Source organism: Winslowiella toletana (genome assembly GCF_017875465.1).
Classification (GTDB): Bacteria; Pseudomonadota; Gammaproteobacteria; order Enterobacterales; family Enterobacteriaceae; genus Erwinia; species Erwinia toletana.
In genome coordinates this window covers 4,726,448-4,752,733 of the sequence record NZ_JAGGMQ010000001.1, presented here as the reverse complement: position 1 = coordinate 4,752,733, position 26,286 = coordinate 4,726,448, and the positions used below count along the sequence as shown (strand labels likewise).

General features: G+C 53.0%; 28 protein-coding genes and 1 other annotated feature. Of the genes, 13 read left to right on the top strand and 15 right to left on the bottom strand.

Features of this window, described 5'->3' with window-relative positions; translation table 11 throughout:
• Positions 1 to 35 precede the first annotated feature (35 nt).
• The 11 genes from J2125_RS22305 to J2125_RS22255 all read right to left on the bottom strand — a co-directional run bounded on the left by J2125_RS22305 (position 36) and on the right by J2125_RS22255 (position 10,391).
• Positions 36 to 458, bottom strand: a complete 423-nt coding sequence (locus J2125_RS22305; RefSeq protein ID WP_017802143.1) for a DUF2502 domain-containing protein — start codon at positions 456 to 458, stop codon at positions 36 to 38.
• 214 nt (positions 459 to 672) lie between these two features.
• Positions 673 to 972, bottom strand: a complete 300-nt coding sequence (gene ihfA / locus J2125_RS22300; protein WP_017802142.1) for an integration host factor subunit alpha — start codon at positions 970 to 972, stop codon at positions 673 to 675.
• 4 nt (positions 973 to 976) lie between these two features.
• Complete coding sequence (gene pheT, locus J2125_RS22295; protein WP_017802141.1) at positions 977 to 3,364, bottom strand: phenylalanine--tRNA ligase subunit beta; 2,388 nt, start codon at positions 3,362 to 3,364, stop codon at positions 977 to 979.
• Between the two features lie 15 nt (positions 3,365 to 3,379).
• Positions 3,380 to 4,363 carry a phenylalanine--tRNA ligase subunit alpha gene (gene pheS / locus J2125_RS22290; protein ID WP_017802140.1) on the bottom strand — a complete coding sequence of 328 codons (984 nt, stop codon included), beginning with the start codon at positions 4,361 to 4,363 and terminating at the stop codon, positions 3,380 to 3,382.
• 77 nt (positions 4,364 to 4,440) lie between these two features.
• Positions 4,441 to 4,565 (bottom strand) — a sequence feature (Phe leader region).
• Complete coding sequence (gene pheM, locus J2125_RS22285; protein WP_106120997.1) at positions 4,516 to 4,560, bottom strand: pheST operon leader peptide PheM; 45 nt, start codon at positions 4,558 to 4,560, stop codon at positions 4,516 to 4,518. It overlaps the preceding feature by 45 nt.
• Before the next feature lie 189 nt (positions 4,566 to 4,754).
• The gene (gene rplT / locus J2125_RS22280; protein ID WP_017802139.1) at positions 4,755 to 5,111 is read right to left on the bottom strand and encodes a 50S ribosomal protein L20; all 357 of its coding nucleotides are present in this window, start codon (positions 5,109 to 5,111) and stop codon (positions 4,755 to 4,757) included.
• A 41-nt stretch (positions 5,112 to 5,152) separates the two neighbouring features.
• Positions 5,153 to 5,350 (bottom strand): 50S ribosomal protein L35, encoded by a 198-nt coding sequence (gene rpmI / locus J2125_RS22275; protein WP_010275699.1) that lies wholly within the window; start codon positions 5,348 to 5,350, stop codon positions 5,153 to 5,155.
• 94 nt (positions 5,351 to 5,444) lie between these two features.
• Complete coding sequence (gene infC, locus J2125_RS22270; protein ID WP_040462415.1) at positions 5,445 to 5,996, bottom strand: translation initiation factor IF-3; 552 nt, start codon at positions 5,994 to 5,996, stop codon at positions 5,445 to 5,447.
• A 3-nt stretch (positions 5,997 to 5,999) separates the two neighbouring features.
• Positions 6,000 to 7,928 (bottom strand): threonine--tRNA ligase, encoded by a 1,929-nt coding sequence (thrS, locus tag J2125_RS22265; RefSeq protein ID WP_026111840.1) that lies wholly within the window; start codon positions 7,926 to 7,928, stop codon positions 6,000 to 6,002.
• Between the two features lie 342 nt (positions 7,929 to 8,270).
• Complete coding sequence (locus J2125_RS22260; RefSeq protein ID WP_026111839.1) at positions 8,271 to 9,023, bottom strand: DUF481 domain-containing protein; 753 nt, start codon at positions 9,021 to 9,023, stop codon at positions 8,271 to 8,273.
• 255 nt (positions 9,024 to 9,278) lie between these two features.
• Positions 9,279 to 10,391, bottom strand: a complete 1,113-nt coding sequence (locus J2125_RS22255; protein WP_026111838.1) for an ABC transporter substrate-binding protein — start codon at positions 10,389 to 10,391, stop codon at positions 9,279 to 9,281.
• Positions 10,392 to 10,552: 161 nt separating this feature from the next.
• On the opposite strand from J2125_RS22255, the gene ghoS reads away from it, so the two are divergent.
• Positions 10,553 to 10,843: a type V toxin-antitoxin system endoribonuclease antitoxin GhoS gene (gene ghoS, locus J2125_RS22250; protein ID WP_017802134.1), complete on the top strand. Its 291-nt coding sequence runs from the start codon at positions 10,553 to 10,555 to the stop codon at positions 10,841 to 10,843.
• Between the two features lie 104 nt (positions 10,844 to 10,947).
• Entirely contained in the window at positions 10,948 to 11,841 is an 894-nt protein-coding gene (locus tag J2125_RS22245; protein WP_017802133.1) for a fructosamine kinase family protein, read from the top strand.
• A gap of 29 nt (positions 11,842 to 11,870) precedes the next feature.
• Here the strand turns inward: J2125_RS22245 and J2125_RS22240 are convergent, their stop codons facing one another.
• Positions 11,871 to 12,410, bottom strand: coding sequence for a YniB family protein (locus J2125_RS22240; RefSeq protein ID WP_017802132.1), 540 nt, complete (start codon positions 12,408 to 12,410; stop codon positions 11,871 to 11,873).
• A gap of 172 nt (positions 12,411 to 12,582) precedes the next feature.
• Between J2125_RS22240 and hxpB the strand changes: the two genes are divergently transcribed.
• From hxpB to J2125_RS22205, 7 genes are all read left to right on the top strand, one after another.
• The gene (gene hxpB / locus J2125_RS22235; RefSeq protein ID WP_017802131.1) at positions 12,583 to 13,251 is read left to right on the top strand and encodes a hexitol phosphatase HxpB; all 669 of its coding nucleotides are present in this window, start codon (positions 12,583 to 12,585) and stop codon (positions 13,249 to 13,251) included.
• A 174-nt stretch (positions 13,252 to 13,425) separates the two neighbouring features.
• Positions 13,426 to 14,262, top strand: a complete 837-nt coding sequence (kduI, locus tag J2125_RS22230; protein ID WP_017802130.1) for a 5-dehydro-4-deoxy-D-glucuronate isomerase — start codon at positions 13,426 to 13,428, stop codon at positions 14,260 to 14,262.
• Between the two features lie 53 nt (positions 14,263 to 14,315).
• Complete coding sequence (gene kduD / locus J2125_RS22225; RefSeq protein WP_017802129.1) at positions 14,316 to 15,077, top strand: 2-dehydro-3-deoxy-D-gluconate 5-dehydrogenase KduD; 762 nt, start codon at positions 14,316 to 14,318, stop codon at positions 15,075 to 15,077.
• A 123-nt stretch (positions 15,078 to 15,200) separates the two neighbouring features.
• Positions 15,201 to 15,791 (top strand): metal-dependent hydrolase, encoded by a 591-nt coding sequence (locus J2125_RS22220; RefSeq protein WP_017802128.1) that lies wholly within the window; start codon positions 15,201 to 15,203, stop codon positions 15,789 to 15,791.
• A 169-nt stretch (positions 15,792 to 15,960) separates the two neighbouring features.
• Positions 15,961 to 17,352: an L-cystine transporter gene (locus J2125_RS22215; protein WP_017802127.1), complete on the top strand. Its 1,392-nt coding sequence runs from the start codon at positions 15,961 to 15,963 to the stop codon at positions 17,350 to 17,352.
• A gap of 177 nt (positions 17,353 to 17,529) precedes the next feature.
• A complete protein-coding gene (katE, locus tag J2125_RS22210; protein WP_017802126.1) occupies positions 17,530 to 19,794 on the top strand; it encodes a catalase HPII in 2,265 nt (754 codons plus the stop codon).
• A gap of 209 nt (positions 19,795 to 20,003) precedes the next feature.
• Positions 20,004 to 20,384: a DUF6515 family protein gene (locus tag J2125_RS22205; RefSeq protein ID WP_017802125.1), complete on the top strand. Its 381-nt coding sequence runs from the start codon at positions 20,004 to 20,006 to the stop codon at positions 20,382 to 20,384.
• Positions 20,385 to 20,508: 124 nt separating this feature from the next.
• Here the strand turns inward: J2125_RS22205 and J2125_RS22200 are convergent, their stop codons facing one another.
• The 3 genes from J2125_RS22200 to osmE all read right to left on the bottom strand — a co-directional run bounded on the left by J2125_RS22200 (position 20,509) and on the right by osmE (position 22,384).
• Positions 20,509 to 20,985, bottom strand: coding sequence for a hypothetical protein (locus tag J2125_RS22200; RefSeq protein WP_017802124.1), 477 nt, complete (start codon positions 20,983 to 20,985; stop codon positions 20,509 to 20,511).
• Entirely contained in the window at positions 20,955 to 21,713 is a 759-nt protein-coding gene (locus J2125_RS22195; RefSeq protein ID WP_017802123.1) for a winged helix-turn-helix domain-containing protein, read from the bottom strand. Before J2125_RS22195 ends, J2125_RS22200 begins: the two co-directional genes overlap by 31 nt.
• Before the next feature lie 335 nt (positions 21,714 to 22,048).
• Positions 22,049 to 22,384, bottom strand: a complete 336-nt coding sequence (osmE, locus tag J2125_RS22190) for an osmotically-inducible lipoprotein OsmE (protein ID WP_017802122.1) — start codon at positions 22,382 to 22,384, stop codon at positions 22,049 to 22,051.
• A gap of 232 nt (positions 22,385 to 22,616) precedes the next feature.
• On the opposite strand from osmE, the gene J2125_RS22185 reads away from it, so the two are divergent.
• The 4 genes from J2125_RS22185 to yddG all read left to right on the top strand — a co-directional run bounded on the left by J2125_RS22185 (position 22,617) and on the right by yddG (position 26,285).
• A complete protein-coding gene (locus J2125_RS22185; RefSeq protein ID WP_017802121.1) occupies positions 22,617 to 23,201 on the top strand; it encodes a TetR/AcrR family transcriptional regulator in 585 nt (194 codons plus the stop codon).
• Positions 23,198 to 24,388 (top strand): multidrug effflux MFS transporter, encoded by a 1,191-nt coding sequence (locus tag J2125_RS22180; protein WP_017802120.1) that lies wholly within the window; start codon positions 23,198 to 23,200, stop codon positions 24,386 to 24,388. The genes J2125_RS22185 and J2125_RS22180 overlap by 4 nt, the downstream gene beginning before the upstream one ends.
• Positions 24,389 to 24,494: 106 nt before the next feature.
• A complete protein-coding gene (gene nadE, locus J2125_RS22175; RefSeq protein WP_017802119.1) occupies positions 24,495 to 25,322 on the top strand; it encodes an ammonia-dependent NAD(+) synthetase in 828 nt (275 codons plus the stop codon).
• A 57-nt stretch (positions 25,323 to 25,379) separates the two neighbouring features.
• The gene (gene yddG / locus J2125_RS22170) at positions 25,380 to 26,285 is read left to right on the top strand and encodes an aromatic amino acid DMT transporter YddG (protein WP_017802118.1); all 906 of its coding nucleotides are present in this window, start codon (positions 25,380 to 25,382) and stop codon (positions 26,283 to 26,285) included.
• Position 26,286 lies beyond the last annotated feature (1 nt).

The window sequence follows — 26,286 nt, the reverse complement described above, 5'->3', positions numbered from 1 at the left end:
GATAGAGCCAGCAATGCTGGCTCCGGGGGAAATGATTAACGATGCTGATCCTGCGGCGGGACAGGCTGGTGATTATCACCTTTGCCTTTATTACCCTGACCTTTCTGGTCGCCGCCCTGCTGCGGCTTACCGTGATTACTCTCATGCTGAGCAACCTGCTGTGGCTGGCGCTGGGGTTGTGGCTTCGGCTTCGCGGCATGCTGTGCAGGCGAGTGCTTCTGCCAGCCATTACCATTCCAGTAGTCACCACGCGGGCCACGTTCGCCGACACGACGACCATGGTGCGACTGCCACCAGGCCGGCTCACGCCAGTCATAGCCATCCCAGTAGTAACCGCGATCGTTACGATCGCCAATCGATACAGAGACTCCCGGTGTATTAATATTGATGGAAACACCGGCCTGCGCCAGCAGCGGCATCCATGACAGGACGCAAAGTAACATAGCCGTTTTTTTCATCGGTCTTACCTCTCTTTATAAGATGGGCAAGTTATAGCAATACCTTATGCTGCTAACTATCAGCTGACGGATGATTTTCATCATACTTTCCGGTAACTTACGAAATCCTGACATTGTGAAGGGAGCGTGGAGTGATAACAGCAGCAAAAAACATCGCCACCGTGGACGCAGAACATGAAAAAGGCCGCTTGCGCGGCCTTTTATATAGCAGAGATTAGTCTTCTTTCGGCGAGGCGTTCTCAACCCGACTTTTGAGCTTCTGACCCGGGCGGAACGTCACCACGCGCCGTGCCGTAATCGGAATATCTTCGCCAGTCTTTGGGTTACGTCCCGGACGTTGATTCTTGTCGCGGAGATCAAAGTTGCCAAAACCGGACAATTTGACCTGTTCACCATTTTCCAAAGCACGTCTCACTTCTTCGAAAAACAGCTCAACCAGCTCTTTGGCATCCCGCTTGCTAAGCCCAAGCTTCTCAAACAGGTATTCAGACATTTCAGCTTTTGTAAGCGCCATAGGTTCAATCCCTCAAGGATGCTTGGAATCGCTCTTTCAGTGCCTCTACACATCTTGCAACAGTAGCGGCAATCTCCTCTTCTTCGAGTGTCCGGCTGGTATCTTGCAAAATCAGGCTGATAGCGAGGCTCTTATAACCCTCATTTACACCCTTACCGCGGTACACGTCAAACAAGTTTACGCCAACTACCTGATTTACGCCAACTTTCTTACACTCGGCGATGATATCTGCTGCGGGCACGTTTTCGGCCACGACAACAGCGATATCACGGCGGTTTGCCGGGAAGCGTGAAATCTCGCGCGCTTCAGGCAGCACGCGGTCTGCGACCTTATCCCAAAGCAGTTCAAACACTAAGGTGCGTCCGTTAAGATCCAGCTTACGTTCCAGCTCAGGATGCACCACACCGATAAATCCGATTTTCTCACCGTGCAAATAAATTGCCGCACTTTGACCCGGATGAAGAGCCGGATTGGCTTCGGCCCGGAACGAAACAGACTCCAGTTTACCCGTCAGATCCAGAACCGATTCTAAATCACCTTTTAAATCATAGAAGTCTGTTGCCTGTCGCGCCAGGTCCCAATGCTCTTCATAGCGATTACCGCTTAAAACGCCCGACAGCATAAGATCCTGACGGATGCCGAGGTTTGCCTGTGTATCAGGCACAAAGCGTAAGCCGCTCTCAAACAGGCGTACACGGCTCTGCTGACGGTTCTGGTTATACACCACCGCTGACAGTAAACCACTCCACAGCGACAGACGCATCGCCGACATCTCGACCGAAATCGGGCTTGGCAGCAGCAGATTCTCTTCGCCCGGGTGCAACAGCGCCTGGATTTTTGGATCGACAAAGCTATAAGTGATCGCTTCCTGATAGCCTTTATCCACCAGCATCATCTTCGCGCGCTTCAGCGACAGGTTCGCTTCACGATGTTTAGTCATCACCAGGCTGGCCTGTACCGGCACATCAGGAATATTGTTGTAGCCGTATACACGCGCCACTTCCTCTACCAGGTCCTCTTCGATTTCCATATCGAAACGCCAGCTCGGTGCAATTGCCTGCCATTCGCCGTCAGTGACGGTGACCTGGCAACCCAGACGTTGCAGAATATCGGTCACCTGATCGTCAGCAATCACATGGCCAATCAGACGGTCGAGTTTTTCACGACGCAGACGGATGGTCGCCGCTTTGGGCAGCGAGGCTTCATTGGTCACATCGATAACCGGACCGGCTTCGCCGCCACAAATATCCAGCAGCAGGCGGGTAGCGCGCTCCATCGCTTTATATTGCAGCGCCGAATCAACACCACGCTCGTAACGGTGTGAAGCATCGGTATGCAGACCCTGACGGCGCGCACGGCCGGTAATCGCCAGCGGACTGAAGAATGCACATTCAAACAGCACATTGCAGGTCTGTTCATTGACGCCAGAGTGCTCGCCGCCAAAGATGCCGCCCATCGCCAGCGCCTGCTGATGATCGGCGATCACCAGCGTATCGCTGCTCAGTTTCGCTTCACTGCCGTCCAGCAAGGTCAGGGTTTCACCCTCTGCTGCAAGGCGCACAATAATGCCGGAATCAAGGCGATCCAGATCGAAGGCGTGCATCGGCTGACCCAGTTCCAGCAGCACAAAGTTGGTGATATCCACCACCGGATCGATAGAACGAATACCGCAACGACGCAGTTTTTCGCGCAACCACAGCGGTGATTCGGCTTTAACATTAATGCCTTTCACCACGCGGCCCAGATAACGCGGGCAGGCGTCAACGGCATCGACGCGAATCGGGAAGGTATCGCTGATGGTGGCGACGACTGGCGCGATTTCCGCTTCGGTCAGCGGCAGCTGATTCACCACCGCCACATCACGCGCCACGCCGATAATGCTCAGGCAGTCGGCGCGGTTTGGCGTTACGCTGATTTCGATGGTGTTATCGTTCAGCTGCAGGTAGTCACGGATATCAGTACCCACCGGCGCATCGGCAGGCAGTTCGATAATGCCATCATGATCGGCAGAGATCGCCAGCTCAGAGAAAGAGCACAACATGCCTTCAGACGGCTCGCCACGCAGTTTCGCCGCTTTAATTTTAAAATCGCCCGGCAGCACCGCGCCAACGGTGGCGACCGCCACTTTCAGACCGAGGCGGCAATTCGGTGCGCCGCAGACGATATCCAGCAGGCGTTCGCCGCCCACATTGATTTTGGTGACACGCAGTTTATCGGCGTTGGGATGCTGACCGCATTCAACCACTTCGCCAACCACCACGCCATGGAAGTCACCGGCAACGGCGTCAACGCCGTCGACTTCCAGTCCCGCCATGGTGATTTGATCGGATAACGCTTCACTGTCAATGGCTGGGTTTACCCATTCACGTAACCAGAGTTCACTGAATTTCATTGGTATAACCTGCCCTTATTTAAACTGTTTGAGGAAACGTAAATCATTTTCGAAGAAAGCGCGCAGATCGGTTACGCCATAGCGCAACATGGTCAGACGCTCCATGCCCATACCAAAGGCGAAACCTGAATAGATTTCCGGATCGATACCAACATTACGCAGGACGTTTGGATGCACCATGCCGCAGCCCAGCACTTCCAGCCACTTGCCGTTTTTACCCATCACATCCACTTCAGCGGAGGGTTCGGTAAACGGGAAGTAAGATGGGCGGAAACGCACCTGCAGATCTTCCTCAAAGAAGTTGCGCAGGAATTCGTGCAGTGTTCCTTTCAGGTTGGAGAAGTTGATATTTTTATCAACGATCAGCCCTTCCATCTGATGGAACATCGGGGTGTGAGTCTGGTCGTAATCGTTACGGTAGACACGGCCCGGCGCGATAATGCGGATTGGCGGCTGCTGATCTTTCATGGTGCGGATCTGCACGCCAGAGGTCTGAGTACGCAACAGGCGCGTGGCGTCAAACCAGAAGGTGTCGTGATCGGCGCGCGCCGGGTGATGGCCCGGAATATTCAGCGCATCGAAGTTATGATAGTCATCTTCAATTTCCGGCCCGGTTGCCACCGCAAAACCGAGTTCGCCGAAAAAGGTTTCGATACGATCAATAGTGCGGGTCACCGGATGCAGGCCACCGTTCTCAATGCGACGACCAGGCAGGGAGACATCAATGGTCTCCTGCGCCAGACGGGCATTCATCACTGCTGACTCTAATGCCGACTTCTGCGCATTCAGCGCTTCCTGCACCTGCTGTTTGGCATCATTAATTACCGCACCGGCCGCCGGACGATCTTCCGCTGGCACGTCGCGCAGGGAGCTCATCTGGAGCGTAAGATGCCCTTTCTTTCCCAGGTATTCGACGCGTACCAGCTCTAACGCGGCGACATCATGGGCATCTTCTATGGCTGCCTTAGCACTGGCAACCAGGTCTGCGAGATGTGACATTGTTTCCTCTTCTTCCAGCCTGGATGGCCGGTCTGTTTTTTTGTTGGGACTCAAAGTCCGATTATCGTGACGCCAAAAACAAAAAAGCCTCCACGAGGGAGGCTTTTAGCGCGATTTTTCGTTTCTTCTCTTTGCGCAAAAGCCCCCGGTGGTCAGGCGCTAAAGTAAAAAAAGAAACGGAAAATAGCAGCATTCATGCTTGCATTACCTTTATAGAGAGTCATATCAGTCATCGGAACCGCTCTATTGAAAAGCCAGCAGCCACAAATGTCAATCTTTTGCTTGAGTTACTTAAAATAAAAGAGGGAGACAAGCTCCCTCTCTCACCTACCCGTCATATTTCGGGCGGCAGACGCATTGCTGCCGCTCAAACTATTCAGGGTATTCTGGCTTACGCCAGAGCTGCTTTCGCTTTTTCAACCAGTGCCGAGAAGGTCACTTTGTCGAATACAGCGATGTCAGCCAGAATCTTACGGTCGATTTCAACAGAAGCCTTTTTCAGGCCATTGATGAAGCGGCTGTAAGACAGGCCGTTCTGACGAGCTGCTGCGTTAATACGCGCGATCCACAGCTGACGGAACTGACGTTTACGTTGACGACGGTCGCGGTAAGCATACTGACCAGCTTTGATTACTGCCTGGAAGGCAACGCGGTAAACACGTGAACGTGCACCGTAGTAGCCTTTGGCTTGTTTTAAGATTTTTTTGTGACGTGCGCGAGCAACTACACCACGTTTTACACGAGCCATTTAGCTCTCCTGTTTAATATTCTGAATTTAAAAAAATTTACTTATGCGTACGGCAGGCAGGCAATAACCAGACCCAGATCGCCTTTAGACACCAGGCCTTTCGGACGCAGATGACGTTTACGCTTAGTAGATTTTTTGGTCAGAATATGACGCAGGTTAGCGTGTTTACGCTTGAAGCCACCAGAGGCGGTCTTCTTGAAGCGCTTAGCCGCGCCACGTACAGTTTTAATCTTTGGCATTTCAAAAATTTCCACTTCGCATTGTTAATAAAATGAATCAGACAGGCGAGTCACCGTGCAGCGCGAACGCTGCGCGGTAAACTACTTGAATGGCCTACTGCTTCTTCTTGGGAGCGAGCACCATGATCATCTGGCGGCCTTCGATCTTCGAAGGGAAGGATTCGACAATGGCCAAATCCAGATCTTCACACAGATCTTTACGGACGCGGTTAAGCACTTCCATACCGATCTGCTGGTGCGCCATCTCACGACCACGGAAACGCAGCGTGATTTTGGCTTTATCGCCATCTTCCAGAAAGCGAATCAGGTTGCGTAGTTTGACCTGATAGTCGCCATCATCGGTTCCAGGACGGAATTTAATTTCCTTAACCTGGATAACTTTTTGCTTCTTCTTCTGTTCCTTAGAAGATTTGCTTTTTTCGTAGAGGAACTTGCCGTAATCCATAATACGGCATACAGGCGGTTCGGCGTTAGGGCTGATTTCAACTAAATCAACACCTGCTTCTTCAGCTTTCTCGATAGCTTCACGCAGACTAACAATACCCAGCTGCTCGCCTTCGATGCCTGTCAGACGCACCTCTGTAGCACGGATTTCACCGTTAATTTTATTTGGTCGCGTCGGTAGAACTCGTTTTCCGCCTTTAATACTTTATTCCTCCAATTGATGAAGATTTCGGCTGCGAATCTCATGCTGCAGCTTTTCGATAACATCATTTACGTCCATGCTTCCCAGGTCTTTACCACGGCGGGTGCGAACGGCAACTTTGCCTGCTTCCACCTCTTTATCACCACAGACCAGCATGTAAGGGACACGACGTAAAGTGTGCTCGCGGATTTTAAAGCCAATCTTCTCATTTCTCAAGTCCGCTTTGACGCGAATTCCCGCATTCTGCAGTTTACGGGTCAATTCTGCGACATATTCGGACTGACCATCAGTGATATTCATTATCACTGCTTGTACAGGAGCGAGCCAGGTCGGGAAGAAACCGGCGTACTCTTCGGTAAGAATACCGATAAAGCGCTCCATGGAACCCAGGATGGCGCGGTGAATCATCACCGGCACCTGACGATCATTATTTTCACCCACGTATGAAGCATTCAGACGTGTTGGCAAAGAAAAGTCGAGCTGTACGGTACCACACTGCCACGCACGATCCAGACAATCATGCAGGGTAAATTCAATTTTCGGACCGTAGAACGCCCCTTCACCCGGCTGATACTGGAATTCGATGCCATTTTCCTGCAGTGCTTCCGCCAGATCTTGCTCGGCGCGATCCCACATCTCATCGCTGCCAATGCGTTTTTCCGGACGGGTAGACAGCTTCACCACGATTTTTTCAAAACCGAAGGTGCTGTACATATCGTACACCATCTTAATACAGCTGTTTACTTCGTCACGCACCTGCTCTTCAGTACAGAAGACATGGGCGTCATCCTGAGTAAAGCCACGCACGCGCATCAAACCATGCAGCGCGCCTGACGGCTCATTACGATGACAGCTACCAAACTCCGCCATACGCAGCGGCAGGTCGCGGTATGATTTTAGACCCTGATTGAAAATTTGCACGTGGCCAGGGCAGTTCATCGGTTTAATGCAATATTCGCGGTTTTCCGATGACGTGGTAAACATCGCTTCTTTGTAGTTTTCCCAGTGGCCGGTTTTTTCCCACAGCACGCGGTCCATCATAAACGGACCCTTCACTTCCTGGTAGTCATACTCTTTCAGCTTGGTGCGCACAAACACTTCCAGTTCACGGAAGATCGTCCAGCCATCGTTATGCCAGAACACCATGCCAGGCGCCTCTTCCTGCATATGATACAGGTCGAGCTGTTTACCAATTTTGCGGTGATCGCGTTTCGCCGCTTCTTCCAGACGCTGCAGATAAGCCGCCAGCTGCTTTTTATCGGCCCATGCGGTGCCGTAAATACGCTGCAACATCTTATTATTACTGTCGCCGCGCCAGTAAGCGCCGGACATTTTCTGCAATTTAAAGTGATGGCAGAAACGCATATTCGGTACGTGCGGACCGCGGCACATATCGATATATTCTTCGTGGTGATACAGGCCAGGACGGTCGTCGTGGCTGATATTCTCATCAAGAATGGTGGTTTTATAGATTTCACCACGCGCCGCGAAAGCATCACGCGCTTCCTGCCAGCTCACTTTCTTCTTGATGACGTCATAATTCTTCTCAGCCAGCTCATGCATACGCTTTTCGAGCAGCTCGAGGTCTTCCTGCGTCAGGGTGCGGTCAATATCAACATCGTAGTAAAAACCGTTGTCGATAACCGGACCGATAGCCATTTTGGTGTCCGGCCACAGTTGCTTAATCGCATGGCCTAACAGGTGCGCGCAGGAGTGGCGAATAATTTCCACACCGGCTTCGTCTTTCGCGGTAATGATCGCGACCTGGGCATCTTCGGTAATCGGATCGATGGCATCAACCAGTTCACCATTTACGCGACCAGCAATACAGGCTTTCGCCAGACCTGGACCGATGTCCTGAGCAATTTCCATCACGCTAACGGCGTGGTCGAAAATACGCTGACTTCCATCAGGAAGAGTAATAACGGGCATTTTATATCCTTAATTGCAGTGGTAACCCACACGAAAGGCTACATACAAATCATCGTTTATTTATATACATCAGGCGCATGAGACTTGAAACCAACTCACAATTGTCAGTTTGGTACTCGGCCTGGGTACAGAGTGTTAAAGCGGGATAAAAAACCAAAACGCTTTAAGCGGGAACATCTTACACGCCGGGACGGTTAAATGCACGGGCTGTGAGACGCGGGCTGATATTAACATCAGGCTACAGGTCACTGATTACGCAATTAATATCACTTTGGACGGGCTGTTCGGCTGATAAGTGGCGGGCAGTAGAGAAACGGGCCGAAAACATTCGGCCCATGGAAATTACATCGCGTAGGACAGCAGAATGGTAGTTTTGGTATCGGTATGATCCGGCGCAGATTCCGGCGGATTCTGGTTCCAGGTCACGTTGTACGCCATCTTCAGCGAGAAGTGCTCGTTAATCGCTACCTGCAGACCGGTTTCAGAGTTGACGGTGGTATCGTCACTGCCCAGCACTGATACACCCTGGATAAACTTGGTGTTATCGGTTAGCTGCCAGTTATAGCTGACTGCGCCATAGGCCAGCGGCTGAGTATCATGGCCGCCTTCATGGTAATCGTCGTAACGCACACCAGGACCCGCTTCCACACGCAGTGAATGCACCGGACCATTCAGGATCTGACGACCGTAACCGGCAGCCAGAATGGAACGACCATCGTAACCATTAAAGCGATCGCTTAACCAGCTGGCCTGACCAAACAGGTAGTCATAATCAGTCATGTTGTAACGTGAACGACCACCAATCTGGTAAGTCTCAGAAGAGCGCTCATCGTTGGACGACGCATTCGATGCGTTGCCCCACAGGCTGTAAGCGGTTCTGGTCTGATACCAGGTCATATTGGTTGCCGCAGTGGCGTTAGAACTTTTGGTGTTGCCACTTTGCGCCAGGTAACCGGCAGAAGCGCTGCCTTCAAATGGCGTTTTAGCGGTAGACGGGTCATCCATGGTGGTAAAGACGGAGTTATCAGCCAGAGCCTGGTGACAACACATCCCTGAGAGCAAAAGAACAGCAGACAACTTTTTAAGCGCTTTCATATAAATGTGACCTGTACGGCAGTTTCAAAAGGAATGAGTCTGAAGCGTTTTGAAGGACGATCAATGCCATTTACGGTAATTTTTGTAAAAAAGTATGAAATCGCTCTTTTTACCAGGCATTCGCAGTGAAACGCTTCATTTATAAGATACTTCTGATTAACGGCGCGCATTATAGAGGTTATTAGCGCAACTTACAGCGGGGGCGGAAGAAGATTTTTTCCGGGGCGAGCGCGGTTAAAAGCGCCCGCCCGCTAATCAGTTTTTCGGCGCCTGAGAACCTAATACGCCCTTACCTTCCGGCACGGTAGTGAAGCGGGTCAGAATCTGATGCCAGGTATTCGCCGGATCGAGATTGCTGAACTGCTGCGGATAGATAAACTTCGCCAGATACTCCAGACCGACGATGTTATACGGATGGTTATAGAAATTGTGATACAGACCGTAGAAACGTCCGTCTTTGACCGGCTGCAGCTCGGCAAAGCCCGGGCGCTGCTTCATTTTTTCAAACGCGCCATCAACCTGCTGCTGAGTGACACCGTAACCAAACGGCACGGCGGCATTATTTTTACTGGCCCACTGCGAACCGGAGACAATATAGGCGTCAGGTTTCATCGCAATCACTTTTTCCAGCGAAATATCACCGGTGGCGCCAGGCAGCAGATCAGAGCCAAGGTTAGTTGCGCCTACAGCCTCGACCATTGCGCCCCAGCCGACATGCCCATGGGTAAAGCAACAGGAATCAAGCCCGCCCAGTCCGGCTTTGGCTTCGATAAACACCCGCGGCTTCGGCTGAACGTCACGCACTTTATCCAGAATCGCCTGGTAGTGCTGCTGATAGAAATCGGTGTACTCTTTAGCTTCAGTTTCACGGTTAAGCGCCTTACCGAGCAAGGTGATGCTTTCAGGCGCATCTTCAACCGGTTTCTGGAAAGTATCAATAAACAGCACCGGAATGCCTAACTGCTTCATTTTATCCAGCACGCCGGTTTGCGTCAGCGAGGGTTTGGAACGCAACTGCGCTACCATCAGATCAGGACGCTCGGCAATCACGCTTTCCAGATTGACTTCGCCTTTATCGCTGAAGCCCATATCGATAATTTTTTTCGCCTGCGGCCATTTTTTATCCATCAATTGCCAGGTGGCGCCATCACTTTTCTTCAGCAGGTTATTCCATGCCACCACACGCTGGAAGGGATTGTCACGGTCCAGCAGCGCCAGCGACAGAATATCGCGCCCGTCCTGCACCACCAGACGCTTTGGCTCCTGCTTCAGTGTCACTTGTTTGCCGTCGGAATCGGTCAGGGTCAGCGGGTAAGTCGATGCCAGTACCGATGAAGAGAGGGCCAGCAGCGAGGCCAGCGAAACCAGTTTGCATGCGCGTTGCACATCGAGCTCCTTAAGGATCAGATTGTTAGCAGCATGATGGTAATGATTATTAGTTGCATTATCAAATCTGCGTTATGGCCTGCTAACCCCTTTTCCTCCTATGGTCTATGCTAAAAACACCCGCGATAACAATGAGGTAAACCATGAGCTCAACATCATTAACCCGTTATGTGGTTACATTTCATTACCAGGAAAAAGGTCTCAGTGACCTGAATAAGCTCACCAGCACGATGACAGAAGCCGGTTTTTCGCCCACGCTGAATGACGATGAGGGCAAACCTCATGAGCTTGGCACCAACAGTTTTGGCATTATCAGTGCGCTGGAAGAGGATGAAATCAAACAACTGGCCGCCGGATTTGGCGAGATTGCGCTTGGCGAGCGCCCGGAAGTTGAAGTACTCAGCTGGGAGGCATATCAGCAGCAGCAAAAATAACTGCGCTATTCTGTAAAATCGTGCAATATCTGTGCAGAACGCTGGATTCGGTGAATATTTAAGCGTTAGAATTGACATTACGCAGCGAAATAGAGGAAAGCCCAATGTGGTCAGCCATTAGTCGTCTGTTGAGTGAGCAGTTAGGCAATGCCGAAATCCATCAGCGTACCGAGCTTCCCGGGGGCGATGTGCATCCTGCGTGGCATATTCGCTACGGTGATCATGACGTATTTGTAAAATGTAATAACCGCGACATGCTGGCGCTTTTCACCTGGGAAGCTGATCAGCTTGAACTGCTGGCGCGCAGCCAGACGGTGCGGGTGCCGAAAGTGTATGGCGTGGGCAGTGACCGCGAGTACAGCTTCCTGCTACTGGAATACCTGCCGATCAAACCTCTCGATGCCCACAGCGCCTGGCAACTGGGAGAGCAGCTGGCAAGGCTGCATCAGTGGAGCGATCAACCGCAATTTGGCCTCGATTTCGATAATAATATTACCACCACCCCGCAACCTAACAGCTGGCTGCGTCGCTGGTCGGTGTTTTTTGCAGAACAGCGTATCGGCTGGCAGTTGCAACTGGCGGCGGAGAAAGGCATTCAGTACGGCGATATGGATCTGATTGTTGACTGCGTGCAACAGGCGCTGGCTGCCCATCATCCCCAGCCTTCGCTGCTGCATGGCGATTTGTGGCCGGCTAACTGCGCAGGCAGCAATACCGGCCCGTGGATTTTCGATCCGGCCTGCTACTGGGGCGATCGTGAATGTGATTTAGCCATGCTGTCGTGGTATGACCATCTGCCGCCACAGATCTATGACGGTTATCAGTCTGTATGGCCGCTGCCGCATGACTTTCTGCAACGTCAGCCTCTGTATCAGCTCTACTTTTTACTAAATCGCGCCAATGTATTTGGCGGCAGCTGGCTGGGTGAGGCGCAACGCGCGGTGGGCGCATTGCTGGATCTGGATGAGCTGGGGCAAAGGCAGGTCAGACCGGCCTGATACGGTTATCAGGCCAGCACTGATATCGATTAGCGGATAAAACCCAGCAGTGAGAGGACGAAGTAACCCGCGACGGCGACAATAACCGGCAGGATATAGAGCGGGAAAATCTGCAGGAAAATGGTGTGGCGCGGCACAACAATTTTCTCTTCCAGCTGCTTGCGGCTGCGCCCTTCACTGCCTTTAGCATTCTCAAGGATCAGCTGATCCTCAATCCCTTCTTTCAGATGACGCGACTGTCGCCACATACGTGCGCCGGAAGTGGTTAACGCCAGCCCGACAAAAATCAGAATATAGATCAGCCAGAACAGCAGATTGCTGCCGCCATTAAAATCAGGCACCGGCGAGTTATGCCAGAATATATTCAGAAAGGGTGTATTAAAGCGGATCATATCAATGATGACATGGACAAAATCCAGCATCACGGCGTCAATGCCCGGTTGCTTCTCACTGTGCTTAAACATAAAGCCCAGCAGTGAAATAAATGTCGACAGCAATGCCGGAATAAACACAATCCAGCCGGCGATGCGCTTCAGAATGGCGACGTTGCCAGCTTGTTGATAAGTCATGGTTTCTCCTGGTACCTTCTGTTTCGCTGTAAGTCTACCCGCTGACGACGAAAACTGCCTGCAAAAAACGTTAATCCGGCGTAATTTTGCCGATCCCGACGGCTTTAATGCCCTCTTCAGCGCTTCGGGGCTTCATGTTAAGGTGGATTAAACTGTAAAACGGAGCCGTGATATGCCTTATACCCGCCCAGTGCTGGCCGCGATTTTCGATATGGATGGTCTGCTGATTGATTCTGAACCGTTGTGGGACCGTGCTGAGATGGATATCTTCGCCACTCTCGGGGTTGATCTTTCGCGCCGTGACGAACTGCCAGACACTCTTGGCCTGCGCATCGATCAGGTAGTCCGCATGTGGTATGAAGCGATGCCATGGAGCGGACCAGACCAGGCCGAAGTCACCCGGCGCATTATCGCCCGCGCGCTGCAACTGGTGGAGGAGCAGCGCCCGATACTGCCTGGCGTCGAACATGCACTGCAACTTTGCCGCGATCAGGGTCTGAAAATCGGCCTCGCTTCAGCTTCGCCACTGCATATGCTGGAGCGGGTGCTGGAGATGTTCGAACTGCGTCACTACTTTGACGCGCTGGCTTCCGCCGAAACGCTGCCTTACAGCAAACCCCATCCACAGGTCTATCTGGATGCTGCGGCGAAACTGGGGATTGATCCGCTTAATTGCGTCACGCTGGAAGACTCCTTTAACGGCATGATTGCCACCAAAGCGGCACGGATGCGCTCGATTGTGGTACCCGCGGCTGAATTGCGCGCGGATGCGCGCTGGTCGCTGGCCAATGTGCGCCTCGATTCACTTGAACAGTTAAATCTGCAGCATCTGCAAGGGTGATCGGCACTGTAAAGCGCAGGCCGTCGCGCCAAAAATATGATCTGAGTGACATAATAAGTAAAACAGCATTTCATTTTTATTGAATTAACGTCCCATCATGCCTATCATCTGGTTATCCGCCCGCATAAACTGCGGGCAGCACGTTTAACCTGAATGAATCAGAGAGGCATCGACATGCAAGTTCGTCAAAGCATCCACAGCGAGCACGCTAAACAGCTCGACACTCACGCCTTACGTAGCGAATTCCTGATCGAAAAAATCTTCGACGCCGATAACTACACCATGACCTACAGTCATATCGACCGCATTATTGTCGGCGGCGTGATGCCGGTGAGCAAAAGCGTCACTATCGGCAGCGAAGTAGGTAAACAGCTGGGCGTCAGCTACTTTCTTGAGCGCCGTGAGTTAGGGGTTATCAATATCGGCGGCCCTGGCCTGATTGAAGTGGATGGCAAAACCTGGGAGATCGGTAACGAACAGGCGCTGTATATCGGCATGGGCGCGCAATCGGTGGTATTTAGCAGCGCCGATGCCGCGCAGCCGGCAAAGTTCTACTACAACAGTGCCCCGGCCCACACCACTTATCCCGATACCAAAATCACTCTCGAAGAAGCGGCCACTGCCACTCTCGGCGATGCGGCCACCAGTAACCGCCGCACCATCAATAAATTTATCATTCCTGATGTATTGCCGACCTGCCAGCTGACCATGGGACTGACCAAACTGGATGAAGGCAGCCTGTGGAATACCATGCCGTGCCATACCCACGATCGACGCATGGAGGTCTACTTCTACTTTGATATGGATGAGGAAACCGCGGTGTTTCATATGATGGGACAACCGCAGGAGACACGCCATCTGCTGGTGCATAACGAGCAGGCGGTGATCTCGCCAAGCTGGTCAATCCATTCCGGCGTTGGCACCAAACGCTATACCTTTATCTGGGGTATGGTCGGTGAAAATCAGGTATTTGATGATATGGACCACGTAAAAGTGAGTGAATTGCGTTAACCCCCGCAGCCAGTCTGTAGCTGTTGAGATGGTCGAAGACAAAGAGAGCGAATATGATCCTTAATGCATTTAATCTGGAAGGCAAAGTAGCGCTGATAACCGGCTGTAACACCGGTTTAGGTCAGGGAATGGCCATCGGTCTCGCTGAAGCAGGCTGCGATATTATTGGCGTTAACCGCGATAGCGCGGATGACACCCCGGACCTTGTGGCTGCCGCTGGCCGCCGTTTTCACGCGATTAATGCTGATCTGATGGACAGCGCCAGCGTGCCGCAGGTGGTGGAACAGGCGGTAGCCGCCTTCGGCCATATCGATATTCTGGTGAATAATGCCGGTATTATCCGCCGCGCCGATGCGCTGGAGTTCAGCGAAAAGGACTGGGATGACGTGATGAACATCAACAGCAAGACGCTGTTCTTCCTGTCACAGGCGGTAGCACGTCAGTTTATCAGACAGGGCCAGGGCGGCAAGATCATCAATATCGCCTCAATGCTCTCTTATCAGGGGGGCATTCGCGTGCCCTCTTACACCGCCTCGAAGAGCGCTGTGATGGGCTTAACCCGCCTGATGGCCAATGAATGGGCGCCATATAACATTAATGTGAATGCCATTGCGCCCGGCTATATGGCCACCAATAATACCGAACAGCTGCGTCAGGATGAAGGCCGCAGTCAGGAGATCCTCGGACGTATCCCTGCCGCGCGCTGGGGTAAGCCGGAAGATATGAAAGGGCCAGTAGTCTTTCTCGCCTCATCGGCGGCAGACTATATCAATGGCTATACCCTGGCGGTGGATGGCGGCTGGCTGGCGCGTTAACGCGATTTTGCCCGGCGTCGTCCGGGCAAAATATTCATCTTTAGTTACAGCGTCACATATTTAATCTACTGGTTATATCCCCTATACTGGATGCATTGACAGTTATGCAGCCAGGTTACCCTCATGACGGCCGAAGGCCATATTATTTTTGCCATCGCCAGTGCGATTTTTGCTAAGCGCGCCGAGCTGACGCCAGAACTGGCGAACGGCGACTGGTGGCATATTGTGCCTGCTGCACTGCTTACCTGCCTGCTACCGGATATTGACCATCCGAAATCGGTGCTGGGACAGCGGCTGAAATGGATCTCTGTTCCGGTGGCGCGCGCCTTTGGCCATCGCGGCTTTACCCACAGCCTGCTGGCGGTGCTGGGTGGCCTGGCATTGTTCCAGATGAATGTTCCTGCCGACGGGCCACTGCCTGCTGATGTGTTGCAGGGGATGGTGCTGGGTTATCTCAGCCATATTGCCGCTGATATGCTGACGCCCGCGGGTGTGCCGCTGCTATGGCCCTGCCGCTGGCGCTTCCGTCTGCCGATCCTCAACAGCCAAAAAGGCAACCAGCTGGAACGAACACTCTGTATGGCACTGGTGGCGTATTCAATGTGGTTTTCACCGGACATGCCGCATTTTGGTGCGAACGGCTGGCCCGCCCAGTTAATTAATTCGGTGCAAAGCAGCCTTAATCGGGTAATAAACAAACAATCAGCGCAATAATAATACAAATAAATTAATAAAGTTATAACCCATTACTTTTGAATATAATGCTGCACCAACAGCAACTGGTACTATGCGCGCGAATAAAGCTTGTTACGCGATTCAAAATATCGCCTTGTAGTCTGAGCGGAGCATATCCAGCCGCCAGACCTTTCACCGGAGAAATGGGATGAATCTACCTCTGATTCTGAATATCGTGGCGTTTGTCGCGCTATTGTTACTGCTGGCGCGTACCGGCCGCACCAACTGGAGTTTGTCGAAAAAAGTTCTCAGCGGCTTGCTGCTGGGCGTGGCGTTCGGCCTTGCGCTGCAACTGATCTATGGCGAAAACTCTGCGGTGGTGAAAGAGTCGATCGGCTGGTTTAACATTGTAGGTAATGGTTACGTGCAACTGTTGCAGATGATTGTGATGCCACTGGTATTTGCCTCTATTCTGAGTGCAGTTGCGCGTCTGCATAACGCCTCCTCACTGGGTAAAATCAGCGTACTGACCATTGGCGTATTGCTGTTTACCACGGCGATCGCCGCGCTGGTAGGGGTATTTGTTACCCAGCTGTTTGGCCTGACCGCCGATGGTCTGGTGCAGGGCACGCAGGAGAGCGCCCGTCTTGCCGCTATTCAGAGCAACTATGTCGGCAAAGTCGCCGATTTAACCGTACCGCAGCTGCTGCTGTCGTTTGTACCGAAGAACCCGTTTGCCGACCTCACTGGCGCTAATCCGACCTCTATTATCAGCGTGGTGATTTTTGCCGCCTTCCTCGGTGTGGCCGCTCTGCAACTGCTGAAAGATGATCAGGTTAAAGGACAGCGCGTTCTGGCAGCCATCGACACCCTGCAATCCTGGGTGATGAAACTGGTGCGTCTGATTATGAAACTGACGCCGTACGGTGTACTGGCACTAATGACCAAGGTGGTTGCCGGTTCTAACCTGCAGGACATTATCAAGCTGGGCGGTTTTGTGGTTGCTTCCTACCTCGGTCTGGCGATTATGTTTGCGGTTCACGCTCTGCTGCTGTCAGTTAACGGCATCAATCCGCTACGCTTCTTCCGTAAAGTCTGGCCGGTAATCACCTTTGCGTTTACCAGTCGCTCCAGTGCCGCCAGTATCCCACTGAGTGTAGAAACGCAAACCCGCCGCTTAGGTGTGCCAGAGTCTGTCGCCAGCTTCTCCGCTTCGTTCGGCGCCACTATCGGTCAGAATGGCTGTGCGGGTCTCTACCCGACGATGCTGGCGGTAATGGTTGCGCCAACCATGGGGATTAACCCGCTGGATCCGGTATGGATTGCCACCCTGGTCGGTATTGTTACCTTAAGCTCCGCCGGTGTTGCCGGTGTCGGCGGCGGTGCAACTTTCGCAGCGCTGATTGTACTGCCCGCGATGGGACTGCCGGTGACGCTGGTGGCATTGCTGATCTCCATCGAACCACTAATTGATATGGGCCGCACCGCGCTCAACGTCAATGGATCAATGACCGCCGGTTCATTAACCAGCCGCTGGTTAAAGATGACCGACAAAAAGATCCTCGACAGTGACGAGCAGGCCGAACTCTCCCATCAGTAATCGTCCAGAGGCCGGTTTTACCGGCCTTTTTTTTTGCATCGTAATACTTGCTTACAGCCTTTCAGCCCTGCCATTCCCCCGCTTACCTGCTGTTATCCATGTAGTTTGCAGGCGTATATCTCCCACTGTTCTATAGTTAAGGATGACTAATAACGATATCTACGGGAGCAAGATACAATGTCGAAAGAAACAGATAACAAGGAGCTGAGCCATAATGCACCGGCGACAGGCCCCGAGTCGGCAAAACCCGGACTGGATTCTCTGGCGCCTGAAGATGGTTCTCATCAACCGAAAGCCGAACCCAGCGCCCCCGGCAAACAACCGACCGCGCCAGGCAGCCTGAAATCACCTGATACCCGCAATGCAAAACTCGACCAGCTCGACGCACACCGTAAAGGCGGCGAAAATTTCCCGCTAACCACCAACCAGGGCACGCGAATTGCCAACGACCAAAACTCGCTACGCGCCGGCACACGTGGCCCGACGCTGCTTGAAGACTTTATCCTGCGCGAAAAAATCACCCACTTCGATCACGAGCGTATCCCGGAGCGCATCGTACATGCGCGTGGTTCCGCCGCGCATGGCTATTTCCAGCCCTACCGCGCACTGACCGATATCACTAAAGCTGACTTCCTGCGCGACCCTGACACCGTCACCCCGGTATTTGTGCGCTTCTCTACCGTACAGGGCGGCGCCGGTTCAGCCGACACCGTGCGTGATATCCGCGGTTTCGCCACCAAGTTTTATACCCAGGAAGGGGTATTTGACCTGGTGGGTAACAATACGCCGGTATTCTTTATTCAGGACGCGCATAAATTCCCCGATTTTGTGCATGCAGTGAAACCTGAACCCCATAACGAGATGCCGCAGGGGCAGAGCGCCCATGACAGCTTCTGGGACTATGTCTCGCTACAACCGGAAACGCTGCACAATGTCTTCTGGGCGATGTCGGACCGCGGTATTCCGCGCAGCTACCGCACCATGGAGGGCTTCGGCATTCATACCTTCCGCATGATCAATGCCGAAGGGAAAGGCACTTTTGTGCGCTTTCACTGGAAACCGGTAGCCGGTAAAGCCTCGCTGCTGTGGGACGAGTCGCAAAAACTCACCGGACGCGATCCTGATTTCCACCGCCGCGACCTGTGGGAAGCGATTGAAGCAGGCGATTACCCGGAATATGAGCTGGGAGTGCAGCTGGTGCCGGAAGAGGATGAGTTTAAGTTCGATTTCGACTTGCTGGATGCCACCAAGCTGATTCCGGAGGAACTGGTGCCAGTAGATCTGATCGGTAAGATGGTGCTGAACCGTAATCCGGATAATTTCTTTGCCGAGACTGAACAGGTCGCCTTCCACCCCGGTCATATTGTCCCCGGTCTCGACTTCTCCAACGATCCACTGCTTCAGGGACGGTTATTCTCCTATACCGATACCCAGATTAGCCGCCTTGGCGGCCCCAACTTCCACGAAATTCCGATTAACCGCCCGGTCTGTCCGTACCACAATTTCCAGCGCGGCGGCATGCACCGCCAGGATATCGATAATAATCCGGCTAACTACGAACCGAATTCGATTAACGATAACTGGCCGCGCGAAACGCCGCCAGCGCCGCATCGCGGCGGCTTTGAAAGCTACCAGGAGCGGATTGAAGGCCATAAGGTGCGCGAGCGCAGTCCGTCATTTGGTGAGTACTATTCACAGCCCCGTCTGTTCTGGTCCAGTCAGACACCGGTGGAGCAGCAACATATTATTGATGCCTTCTCCTTTGAACTTGGCAAGCTGTCGCGCCCCTATATCCGTGAGCGGGTCGTTGATCATCTGGTGCGTATTGATATTTCGCTGGCCCATGCAGTGGCGGAGAATCTCGGTATTGCGCTCTCTGATGAGAAGCTGCATACCGCCCCGCCAAAAGATGTCAATGGCCTGAAAAAAGATGCCAGCCTGAGCCTGTACGCCGTGCCTAGTGGCAATATCAAAGGCCGCCAGGTGGCATTACTGATCAGTGACGGCGTGAAAGCAGCCGATGTGCTGGCGATTCTGCAGGAACTGAAACTCAACGGCGTACACGCCAAACTGCTGGCTTCGCATATGGGCCAGGTGCGCGCCGACGATGGCTCAGTGCTGCCGGTAGACGCTACCTTTAGCGGCTTACCGTCACTGACCTTTGATGCGGTGATTGTGCCGGATGGCAATATTGACGCCCTGCTGCTAAGTGGCGACGCGCGCTATTATCTGCTGGAAGCCTATAAGCATCTGAAAGTGATCGGCCTGAGCGGCGATGCTCGCCGCTTTAAAGCGCAGTTTGGTCTGGCGGATGATGAACAGGAAGAAGGTATTGTTGAAGACAGCAAAGCCGAAGGACTGTTTATGAGTGAGTTTATCGCCTTCCTTGCCGCTCACCGTATCTGGTCACGCAGCCAGAAGGCACTGTCGGTTCCGGCGTAACGCACTATTCCCCCTCCTCCCGTGGCCGGTTAATCCGGCCATTTTTTTTATGCCTGATGGCCAACGTAAACAGCATCACTGACGCAGACAGGCGGGGAACAGTCAGAATAACGTTAAGCGCTGTAAGCATTGAATAACAACCACAAGTAACGCCTTGTGTTTTTTGCTCTGCGGGCTAATGTGAGCGGAGTACACGCAGGAGTTGCACTATGAAAAAGATCATCGCGTCATTACTGGCATTAACCTTAATCAGCCCGCTGCTAGCCAGCGCACATCCTGGCGGATGGGGACCTGGTGGCCCAGGCCCTGGCTGGCATGGCGGCGGTGGACCCGGACCATTAAACTTTCTGCCTTCCGCAGCCGAAGCCGTATTGATTAGCGGCCTGACTTATTATCTGCTGAACGGCAGTTACTATCAGCGTCAGGGCGACACTTATGTGGTGGTAGATCGCCCGCCGGAAGATCGTTCTCCGGCGCCGATGCGCGCGCTTGATTACGACGGCGAGCGTTTCTATGTCGCGGACGGTCACTATTATCGCCGTGATATTTCCGGTGAATATCTTGAAGTGCCACGCCCGCCAGGTCTGTAATTTTCCGGCTGTCCCCCACCCGCAAGCAGTGATGTTTGCGGGTTAGCGTTTAATCATTGAATGCCTTCCTGAAAAACCGCCTCCCTTATAAGTCGATACGTAGCGGGAAAAATAATAATTAATATTATTTATTGCTGCACATTAATATCCAGTTATCATTCATCATCAGCAACCAGGATTTAGCATTAATTTTTTTAAACATTATTTGCATCGGTTCATCTTTGGCACTGAGCATAACTCGCTGACTGCCTGACTTATCTGCAGGCGAAATATCCACTGCCGCTACCCGACCGCTAATCACGTTATTATATTGTATTACCTGATTTAAGGTCAGGGTACGTCTGATCATAATACTGTTGTGATCCTGTTCCTGCTTTACACCATTAATAGTGATTTTATGGCTATCAGGCCACCAGCTAATACTGCCATTAAAGGTATAAGGTTGATGATTATCATCGAAATACTGGCCATCCGTAATCGTGCTGGTACAGGGCTTTTGCGGCACGCTGGCGCTGAGATGCCAGTGATGAAGGATCAGCGCCAGCAGTACGCCGGTAAGTGCGCTGACAACTAATACAGCGACAGATTTTGATACTGACATTGGTTATCGACCTTAGCAATTTCATCCTTACATCTGGCGATCCAGATCCTCGGACCATTTTCCGCAATATAAATATGCCGCAGCGTTTTCTCGGGGGTGCCAAGCAGTTTCTGCAGGACCTCAGGCGCCAGCAGCTGGCTGCGGCTGGCGTGAATCACCACCCCCTGCACCATACGCTGCGCCGGGAAGTTCTCCTCTTTCGGCAGCCAGAACAGTACTCCCACCACCGGCAACAGCAACATCAGCATAGCGAGAGGAACCACAACGCTGAGCCGAAGCACCACGCGCGCCGGGGCGCGTTCCACACGTACCGGCACAGTCGCCTGCGCATCTGTGGCCGGAGCGAATCCGCCAGTCAGCGGCTCTTCAGCTGACAGCGTCTGGGGCCATTCCGCAACAGCGCTGTCCTGCGGTTCATCAGGCCGCAGATAAATAATGCCGAAACGCGGCAGAGTTTTAATCACTGTCTCCGGCAGGTTCGCTTTCAGCAATTTACGCCGCAGCATTTTCACCAGCTGGTGATAGCTTGACTCGCCGACGATGGTGCCGTTATTCAGCCAGATCTGCTGCAGAATATTCTCTTTGCTTCCCTTACCTTCCAGCACGATCTCCAGCAATTTTTTTTCGCTTGGAGAGAGATAAATATCCTCACAATCTGCGGATTTCACACAGGAGTGTTCAGGATAAAAGAATACCTGTGAGGATAAAGCAATACGTTTAGCGTTCACAACATGTCCTGTAAAAAAGGCCGTCCATTAATAATGGTAACTATACTAATTCATCATATTTAATTAACAGCTCCATCATATCACTCTCATAATTTTATCATGACACAATCTGTTTTTCTGCGGCGGGGATTGTAAATCAGCTGCAACTAAGAATAAAGTTATTATCGCCAGAGGAATTTCTGTTAAGGAATAGAATAAATTCTTAACGCCAGATTGTCAGATATAAAAAAGTCCGCAACCTGAAAGGTTGCGGACTTCACTATCAGCGTGGCGTAATCGCTAAACGTTACTGACGATAACCTGTCGATCTGATTAACGCCACGCCAGTGATCCGATTACTGTGCTGCCTGCGGATCGGTATCGTAATCTTTACAGCTCTGGAAACCGTAATTCATTACGCGACCGGTATCGTTGTAGCTAACAAAGTAGGTTTGTGCTTTACCGTCACGCTCGCCCAGCACATAAGTCTGGCAGGTACCGCGGGCATGAACCATAGTGATTTCAGTGGAAGGCGCACCAGCAACCTGACGCACCTGCTCACGCGTCATACCTTTTTTCACATCCTGCACCACTGGCTTGGTGACATAGCTTTCCGCACGATCATACGCGCTACAACCGGATAACACAGCCAGAGCCACAGCAGCACCAATCAATCCCGTTACTTTAGTCATTTTGTTATTCCTCATTTATTGTCCATGTGACATTAATCCTGGGATATAAACGCTGATTAATCAAATTTATGGCCGCGTTTTGTGATTTTTAGGACTCCACTGATACCTGCCCCGGCCGCCGCTTAACCGGCAGCGAGAAAAGAGTGGGAATCCCCTGCCGGATTCGTATAATGCGAAAAATGAGAACGATCGCTCACAAACGCCAGCAATGGCTCTGCGCCCGGAGATAACCATGACGCCACAACCCACCGCCCGCGATCTGCGCCATCGCCAGCGTCAGGATGAGATTATCGCTGCCGCACGCCGTTGCTTCCGCCGTTCCGGCTTTCACGGCGCCAGCATGGCGCAGCTGGCCAGTGAAGCGCAGCTCAGCGTCGGGCAGATTTATCGCTACTTTATTAATAAAGACGCGATTATTGAAGAGATGGTGAAACGCATTATTGATCAGCGCATGGCAGAGATCAGTAACAGCACGCATACGCCTAAATTACCGGCGCTGCTTGCATGGCGCAAAGTGATCGATGAAGACGATGAAGCGCTGATGCTGGAAGTGGCGGCGGAAGCTACGCGCAATCCCCGCGTCGCCAGCATGCTTAGCGAAGCCGATGGCCGCATGTTTAATCATGCGCGACAAGCGATGCAACAGGAACATCCGCAGTTTAGCGACGACAAAATTCGCGCCTGCGTGGAAGTATTAGCGGTGATGGTTGAAGGCACCGCTTTTCGCCGACTGACGCCACAGAAAGCGTCCGCGGACCGGCTCTACCCGATCTATCAGCAATTACTTAAACAACTTTTAGAGACAGAGGATAAATGACACCTGCACACCCCAACCGCCTTGGTTATGCCATTACACTCGGCCTGCTGGCGGCCCTTGGCCCGCTATGTATCGACCTCTATTTACCCGCGCTGCCAGAACTGGCGCGCGATCTCAACACGCCCACCGCCACCGCGCAGTTGAGCCTGACCGCCGGACTGCTGGGACTCGGCGCGGGTCAGCTGATTTTTGGCCCGATGAGCGACAAGTATGGCCGTATTCGGCCATTACTGCTGTCGCTGGTACTGCTGTTTATCGCGTCGGTCGGTTGCGCGCTGGCGCAGGATATTCATCAGCTACTGCTGGCGCGCCTGTTTGAGGGCCTGTCTGGCGCAGGCGGCGCGGTGCTGTCGCGCGCCATTGCGCGCGACATGTACAGTGGCCACGAACTGACCCGCTTCTTTGCCCTGCTGATGCTGGTTAATGGACTGGCGCCCATCGGCGCACCGGTGCTGGGGGGCGCACTGATGGCGTTTCTTGACTGGCGCGGACTGTTTATGGTGCTGGCGCTGATTGCCATTCTGTTGCTGGTGCTGGCGCGCAGCAAATTACGCGAGACGCTGCCACAGGAAAAACGTAATCAGGGCAGTCTGTTTTCCGCCTGGGCGGCGCTGGGCCAGGTAGTCGTCCACCGGCCGTTTATGGGCTTCTGCCTGACGCAGGGCTTTATGATGTCCGGTATGTTTGCCTATATTGGTGCTTCGCCTTTTGTATTGCAGGAGCTGTACGGCATGTCGCCGCAGGCGTTCAGCCTGTGCTTCGCGGCCAACGGCGTTGGTCTGATTATCGCCTCGCAAACCAGCGCGCGTCTCTGTCCGTTATGGGGTGAATACCGGGTACTGAAAGGTGGCCTGACGCTGGCGTTTATCGCCTCCGGCAGCCTGCTGCTGGCGGGGATCACCGGCGCGCCGCTGCCGCTGGTATTAGTCGCGCTGTTCTTTAGCGTCGCCAGCAATGGCGTGATTGCCACTACCGCATCGTCGCTGGCGATGCAGAGTCAGGGGCATCGTGCAGGCAGCGCCTCGGCGGTGATTGGCGTCACCATGTTTACCCTTGGCGCCATCAGTGTGCCGGTTACCGGTATTGGCGGCACCTCGGTACTGACCATGACAATGACCATCTTTGGCTGCTATATGCTGGCGATCACCCTGTTCACCCTGCTGGCGAAAAAACCGAAAACTGCCTGATTTAACAGCGTTTGACGCGAAACAACACCGATTGTTTCTTGTCGTTTGGCGTCATGCGCGTTAGCTTAACAGAAGAAGATTTCGCAACTGACTTGAGGAGAGGTTCATGGCACTGCAACAAGAGATTATCGCGGCACTTGGCGTTAAGCCAGTGATTGACGCACCGCAGGAGATCCGCACCAGCGTTGAGTTTCTGAAGTCTTATCTGCAAACCTACCCGTTTATTAAATCGCTGGTGCTGGGCATCAGCGGCGGCCAGGATTCGACGCTGACCGGCAAACTGTGCCAGACCGCGATTAGCGAGCTGCGCGACGAGAGCGGCGATGCCAGCTATCAGTTTATCGCCGTACGTTTACCTTATGGCGTGCAGGCCGATGAGCAGGATTGTCAGGATGCTATCGACTTTATCCAGCCCGACCGCGTACTGAAGGTCAATATTAAGGAAGCGGTGCTGGCCAGTGAGAAAGCGTTGCAGGATGCCGGCATTACCCTCTCCGACTATATCCGCGGCAATGAAAAAGCCCGTGAAAGGATGAAAGCGCAGTACAGCATCGCCGGGATGAATGCCGGTGTGGTGGTCGGCACCGATCACGCAGCTGAAGCGGTCACCGGGTTCTTTACCAAGTACGGCGATGGCGGCACCGATATCAATCCGATTTTCCGTCTGCATAAAGGTCAGGGCAAGCAGCTGCTGAAAACCCTCGGCTGCCCTGAGCATCTCTGGCTGAAGCACCCAACCGCCGATCTGGAAGATGATCGCCCCGGGCTGCAGGATGAAGTGGCGCTGGGTGTCACCTACCAGTTGATCGATCAGTATCTGGAAGGCAAAACAATTGATGCCGCCAGCGCCAGCATTATCGAAGGCTGGTATCTGAAAACCGAGCATAAACGTCGCCCACCGATCACCGTGTTTGACGATTTCTGGAAAAAATAACCCCGCCCCAGTCTCTCAGGGCGACGCAGGCGTCGCCCGTTTAGTAATGGAACATCAATGTCATCTCTGTCGCAACGCGCAACCCTGATGGGACTGCTGGCGATTGTGCTGTGGAGCACATCGGTCGGAATGATCCGCAGCATCAGTGAACTGCTGGGCGCCACCGCCGGTGCTGCCTTAATCTACAGCGCCAGCGCGCTGTTTCTCTGCGGCGTACGCGGTATACCGAAAATTCGCCAGTTTCCGCCTGTGTATCTGTGGTTTGGCGGCCTGCTGTTTGTCAGCTATGAAATCTGTCTGGCCCTGTCGATCGGACTGGCCAGCAGCCGTAGCCAGTCGCTGGAACTGGGGATGATCAACTATCTGTGGCCCTGCCTGACCATCCTGCTGGCTATTCCGCTGAATCAGCAGCAGTATCGCATCTGGCTGTGGCCGGGTCTGGCTCTGTCGCTGCTTGGGATTATCTGGGTGATGAAAGGCGACAGCGCCTGGACACCGGCGCTGCTGTGGCACAATATTCAGTCGAATCCGCTGGCGTATGGCCTGGCGTTTAGCGCTGCGCTGTTATGGGGCTTGTATAACAATATCACCAAACGCTACGCCAACGGCGCCAGTGGCGTGACGCTGTTTTTTATCGTTACCGCGCTGGTGTTATGGCTCAAATTTGCGCTTACGTCGACGCCGCACAGTCTGCACTTTTCGCTGCGCGCCATCGCTGAAGTGCTGTTTATGGGCGCATCGGCGGCGATTGCCTACTCGGCCTGGAACAGCGGTATTCAGCGGGGCAATCTGACCCTGCTGGCCACCGCCTCCTATTTCACGCCGGTATTCTCTACCCTGCTGGCGGCCGTGTGGCTTCAGCTGTCACCCTCATTAAGCTTCTGGCAGGGGGTGGCGATGGTTACCGCCGGTTCACTGATTTGCTGGCTGGCGACGCGCAATCTGCCGCGCGTCGCAGAATAAA

Bases quoted from the DNA above. Each gene is read 5' to 3' on its own strand.
- J2125_RS22305 (WP_017802143.1), bottom strand. From the start codon at position 458: ATGAAAAAAACGGCTATGTTACTTTGCGTCCTGTCATGGATGCCGCTG.
- ihfA (WP_017802142.1), bottom strand. From the start codon at position 972: ATGGCGCTTACAAAAGCTGAAATGTCTGAATACCTGTTTGAGAAGCTT.
- pheT (WP_017802141.1), bottom strand. From the start codon at position 3,364: ATGAAATTCAGTGAACTCTGGTTACGTGAATGGGTAAACCCAGCCATT.
- pheS (WP_017802140.1), bottom strand. From the start codon at position 4,363: ATGTCACATCTCGCAGACCTGGTTGCCAGTGCTAAGGCAGCCATAGAA.
- rplT (WP_017802139.1), bottom strand. From the start codon at position 5,111: ATGGCTCGTGTAAAACGTGGTGTAGTTGCTCGCGCACGTCACAAAAAA.
- rpmI (WP_010275699.1), bottom strand. From the start codon at position 5,350: ATGCCAAAGATTAAAACTGTACGTGGCGCGGCTAAGCGCTTCAAGAAG.
- thrS (WP_026111840.1), bottom strand. From the start codon at position 7,928: ATGCCCGTTATTACTCTTCCTGATGGAAGTCAGCGTATTTTCGACCAC.
- J2125_RS22260 (WP_026111839.1), bottom strand. From the start codon at position 9,023: ATGAAAGCGCTTAAAAAGTTGTCTGCTGTTCTTTTGCTCTCAGGGATG.
- ghoS (WP_017802134.1), top strand. From the start codon at position 10,553: ATGAGCTCAACATCATTAACCCGTTATGTGGTTACATTTCATTACCAG.
- J2125_RS22245 (WP_017802133.1), top strand. From the start codon at position 10,948: ATGTGGTCAGCCATTAGTCGTCTGTTGAGTGAGCAGTTAGGCAATGCC.
- J2125_RS22240 (WP_017802132.1), bottom strand. From the start codon at position 12,410: ATGACTTATCAACAAGCTGGCAACGTCGCCATTCTGAAGCGCATCGCC.
- hxpB (WP_017802131.1), top strand. From the start codon at position 12,583: ATGCCTTATACCCGCCCAGTGCTGGCCGCGATTTTCGATATGGATGGT.
- kduI (WP_017802130.1), top strand. From the start codon at position 13,426: ATGCAAGTTCGTCAAAGCATCCACAGCGAGCACGCTAAACAGCTCGAC.
- kduD (WP_017802129.1), top strand. From the start codon at position 14,316: ATGATCCTTAATGCATTTAATCTGGAAGGCAAAGTAGCGCTGATAACC.
- J2125_RS22220 (WP_017802128.1), top strand. From the start codon at position 15,201: ATGACGGCCGAAGGCCATATTATTTTTGCCATCGCCAGTGCGATTTTT.
- J2125_RS22215 (WP_017802127.1), top strand. From the start codon at position 15,961: ATGAATCTACCTCTGATTCTGAATATCGTGGCGTTTGTCGCGCTATTG.
- katE (WP_017802126.1), top strand. From the start codon at position 17,530: ATGTCGAAAGAAACAGATAACAAGGAGCTGAGCCATAATGCACCGGCG.
- J2125_RS22205 (WP_017802125.1), top strand. From the start codon at position 20,004: ATGAAAAAGATCATCGCGTCATTACTGGCATTAACCTTAATCAGCCCG.
- J2125_RS22200 (WP_017802124.1), bottom strand. From the start codon at position 20,985: ATGTCAGTATCAAAATCTGTCGCTGTATTAGTTGTCAGCGCACTTACC.
- osmE (WP_017802122.1), bottom strand. From the start codon at position 22,384: ATGACTAAAGTAACGGGATTGATTGGTGCTGCTGTGGCTCTGGCTGTG.
- J2125_RS22185 (WP_017802121.1), top strand. From the start codon at position 22,617: ATGACGCCACAACCCACCGCCCGCGATCTGCGCCATCGCCAGCGTCAG.
- J2125_RS22180 (WP_017802120.1), top strand. From the start codon at position 23,198: ATGACACCTGCACACCCCAACCGCCTTGGTTATGCCATTACACTCGGC.
- nadE (WP_017802119.1), top strand. From the start codon at position 24,495: ATGGCACTGCAACAAGAGATTATCGCGGCACTTGGCGTTAAGCCAGTG.
- yddG (WP_017802118.1), top strand. From the start codon at position 25,380: ATGTCATCTCTGTCGCAACGCGCAACCCTGATGGGACTGCTGGCGATT.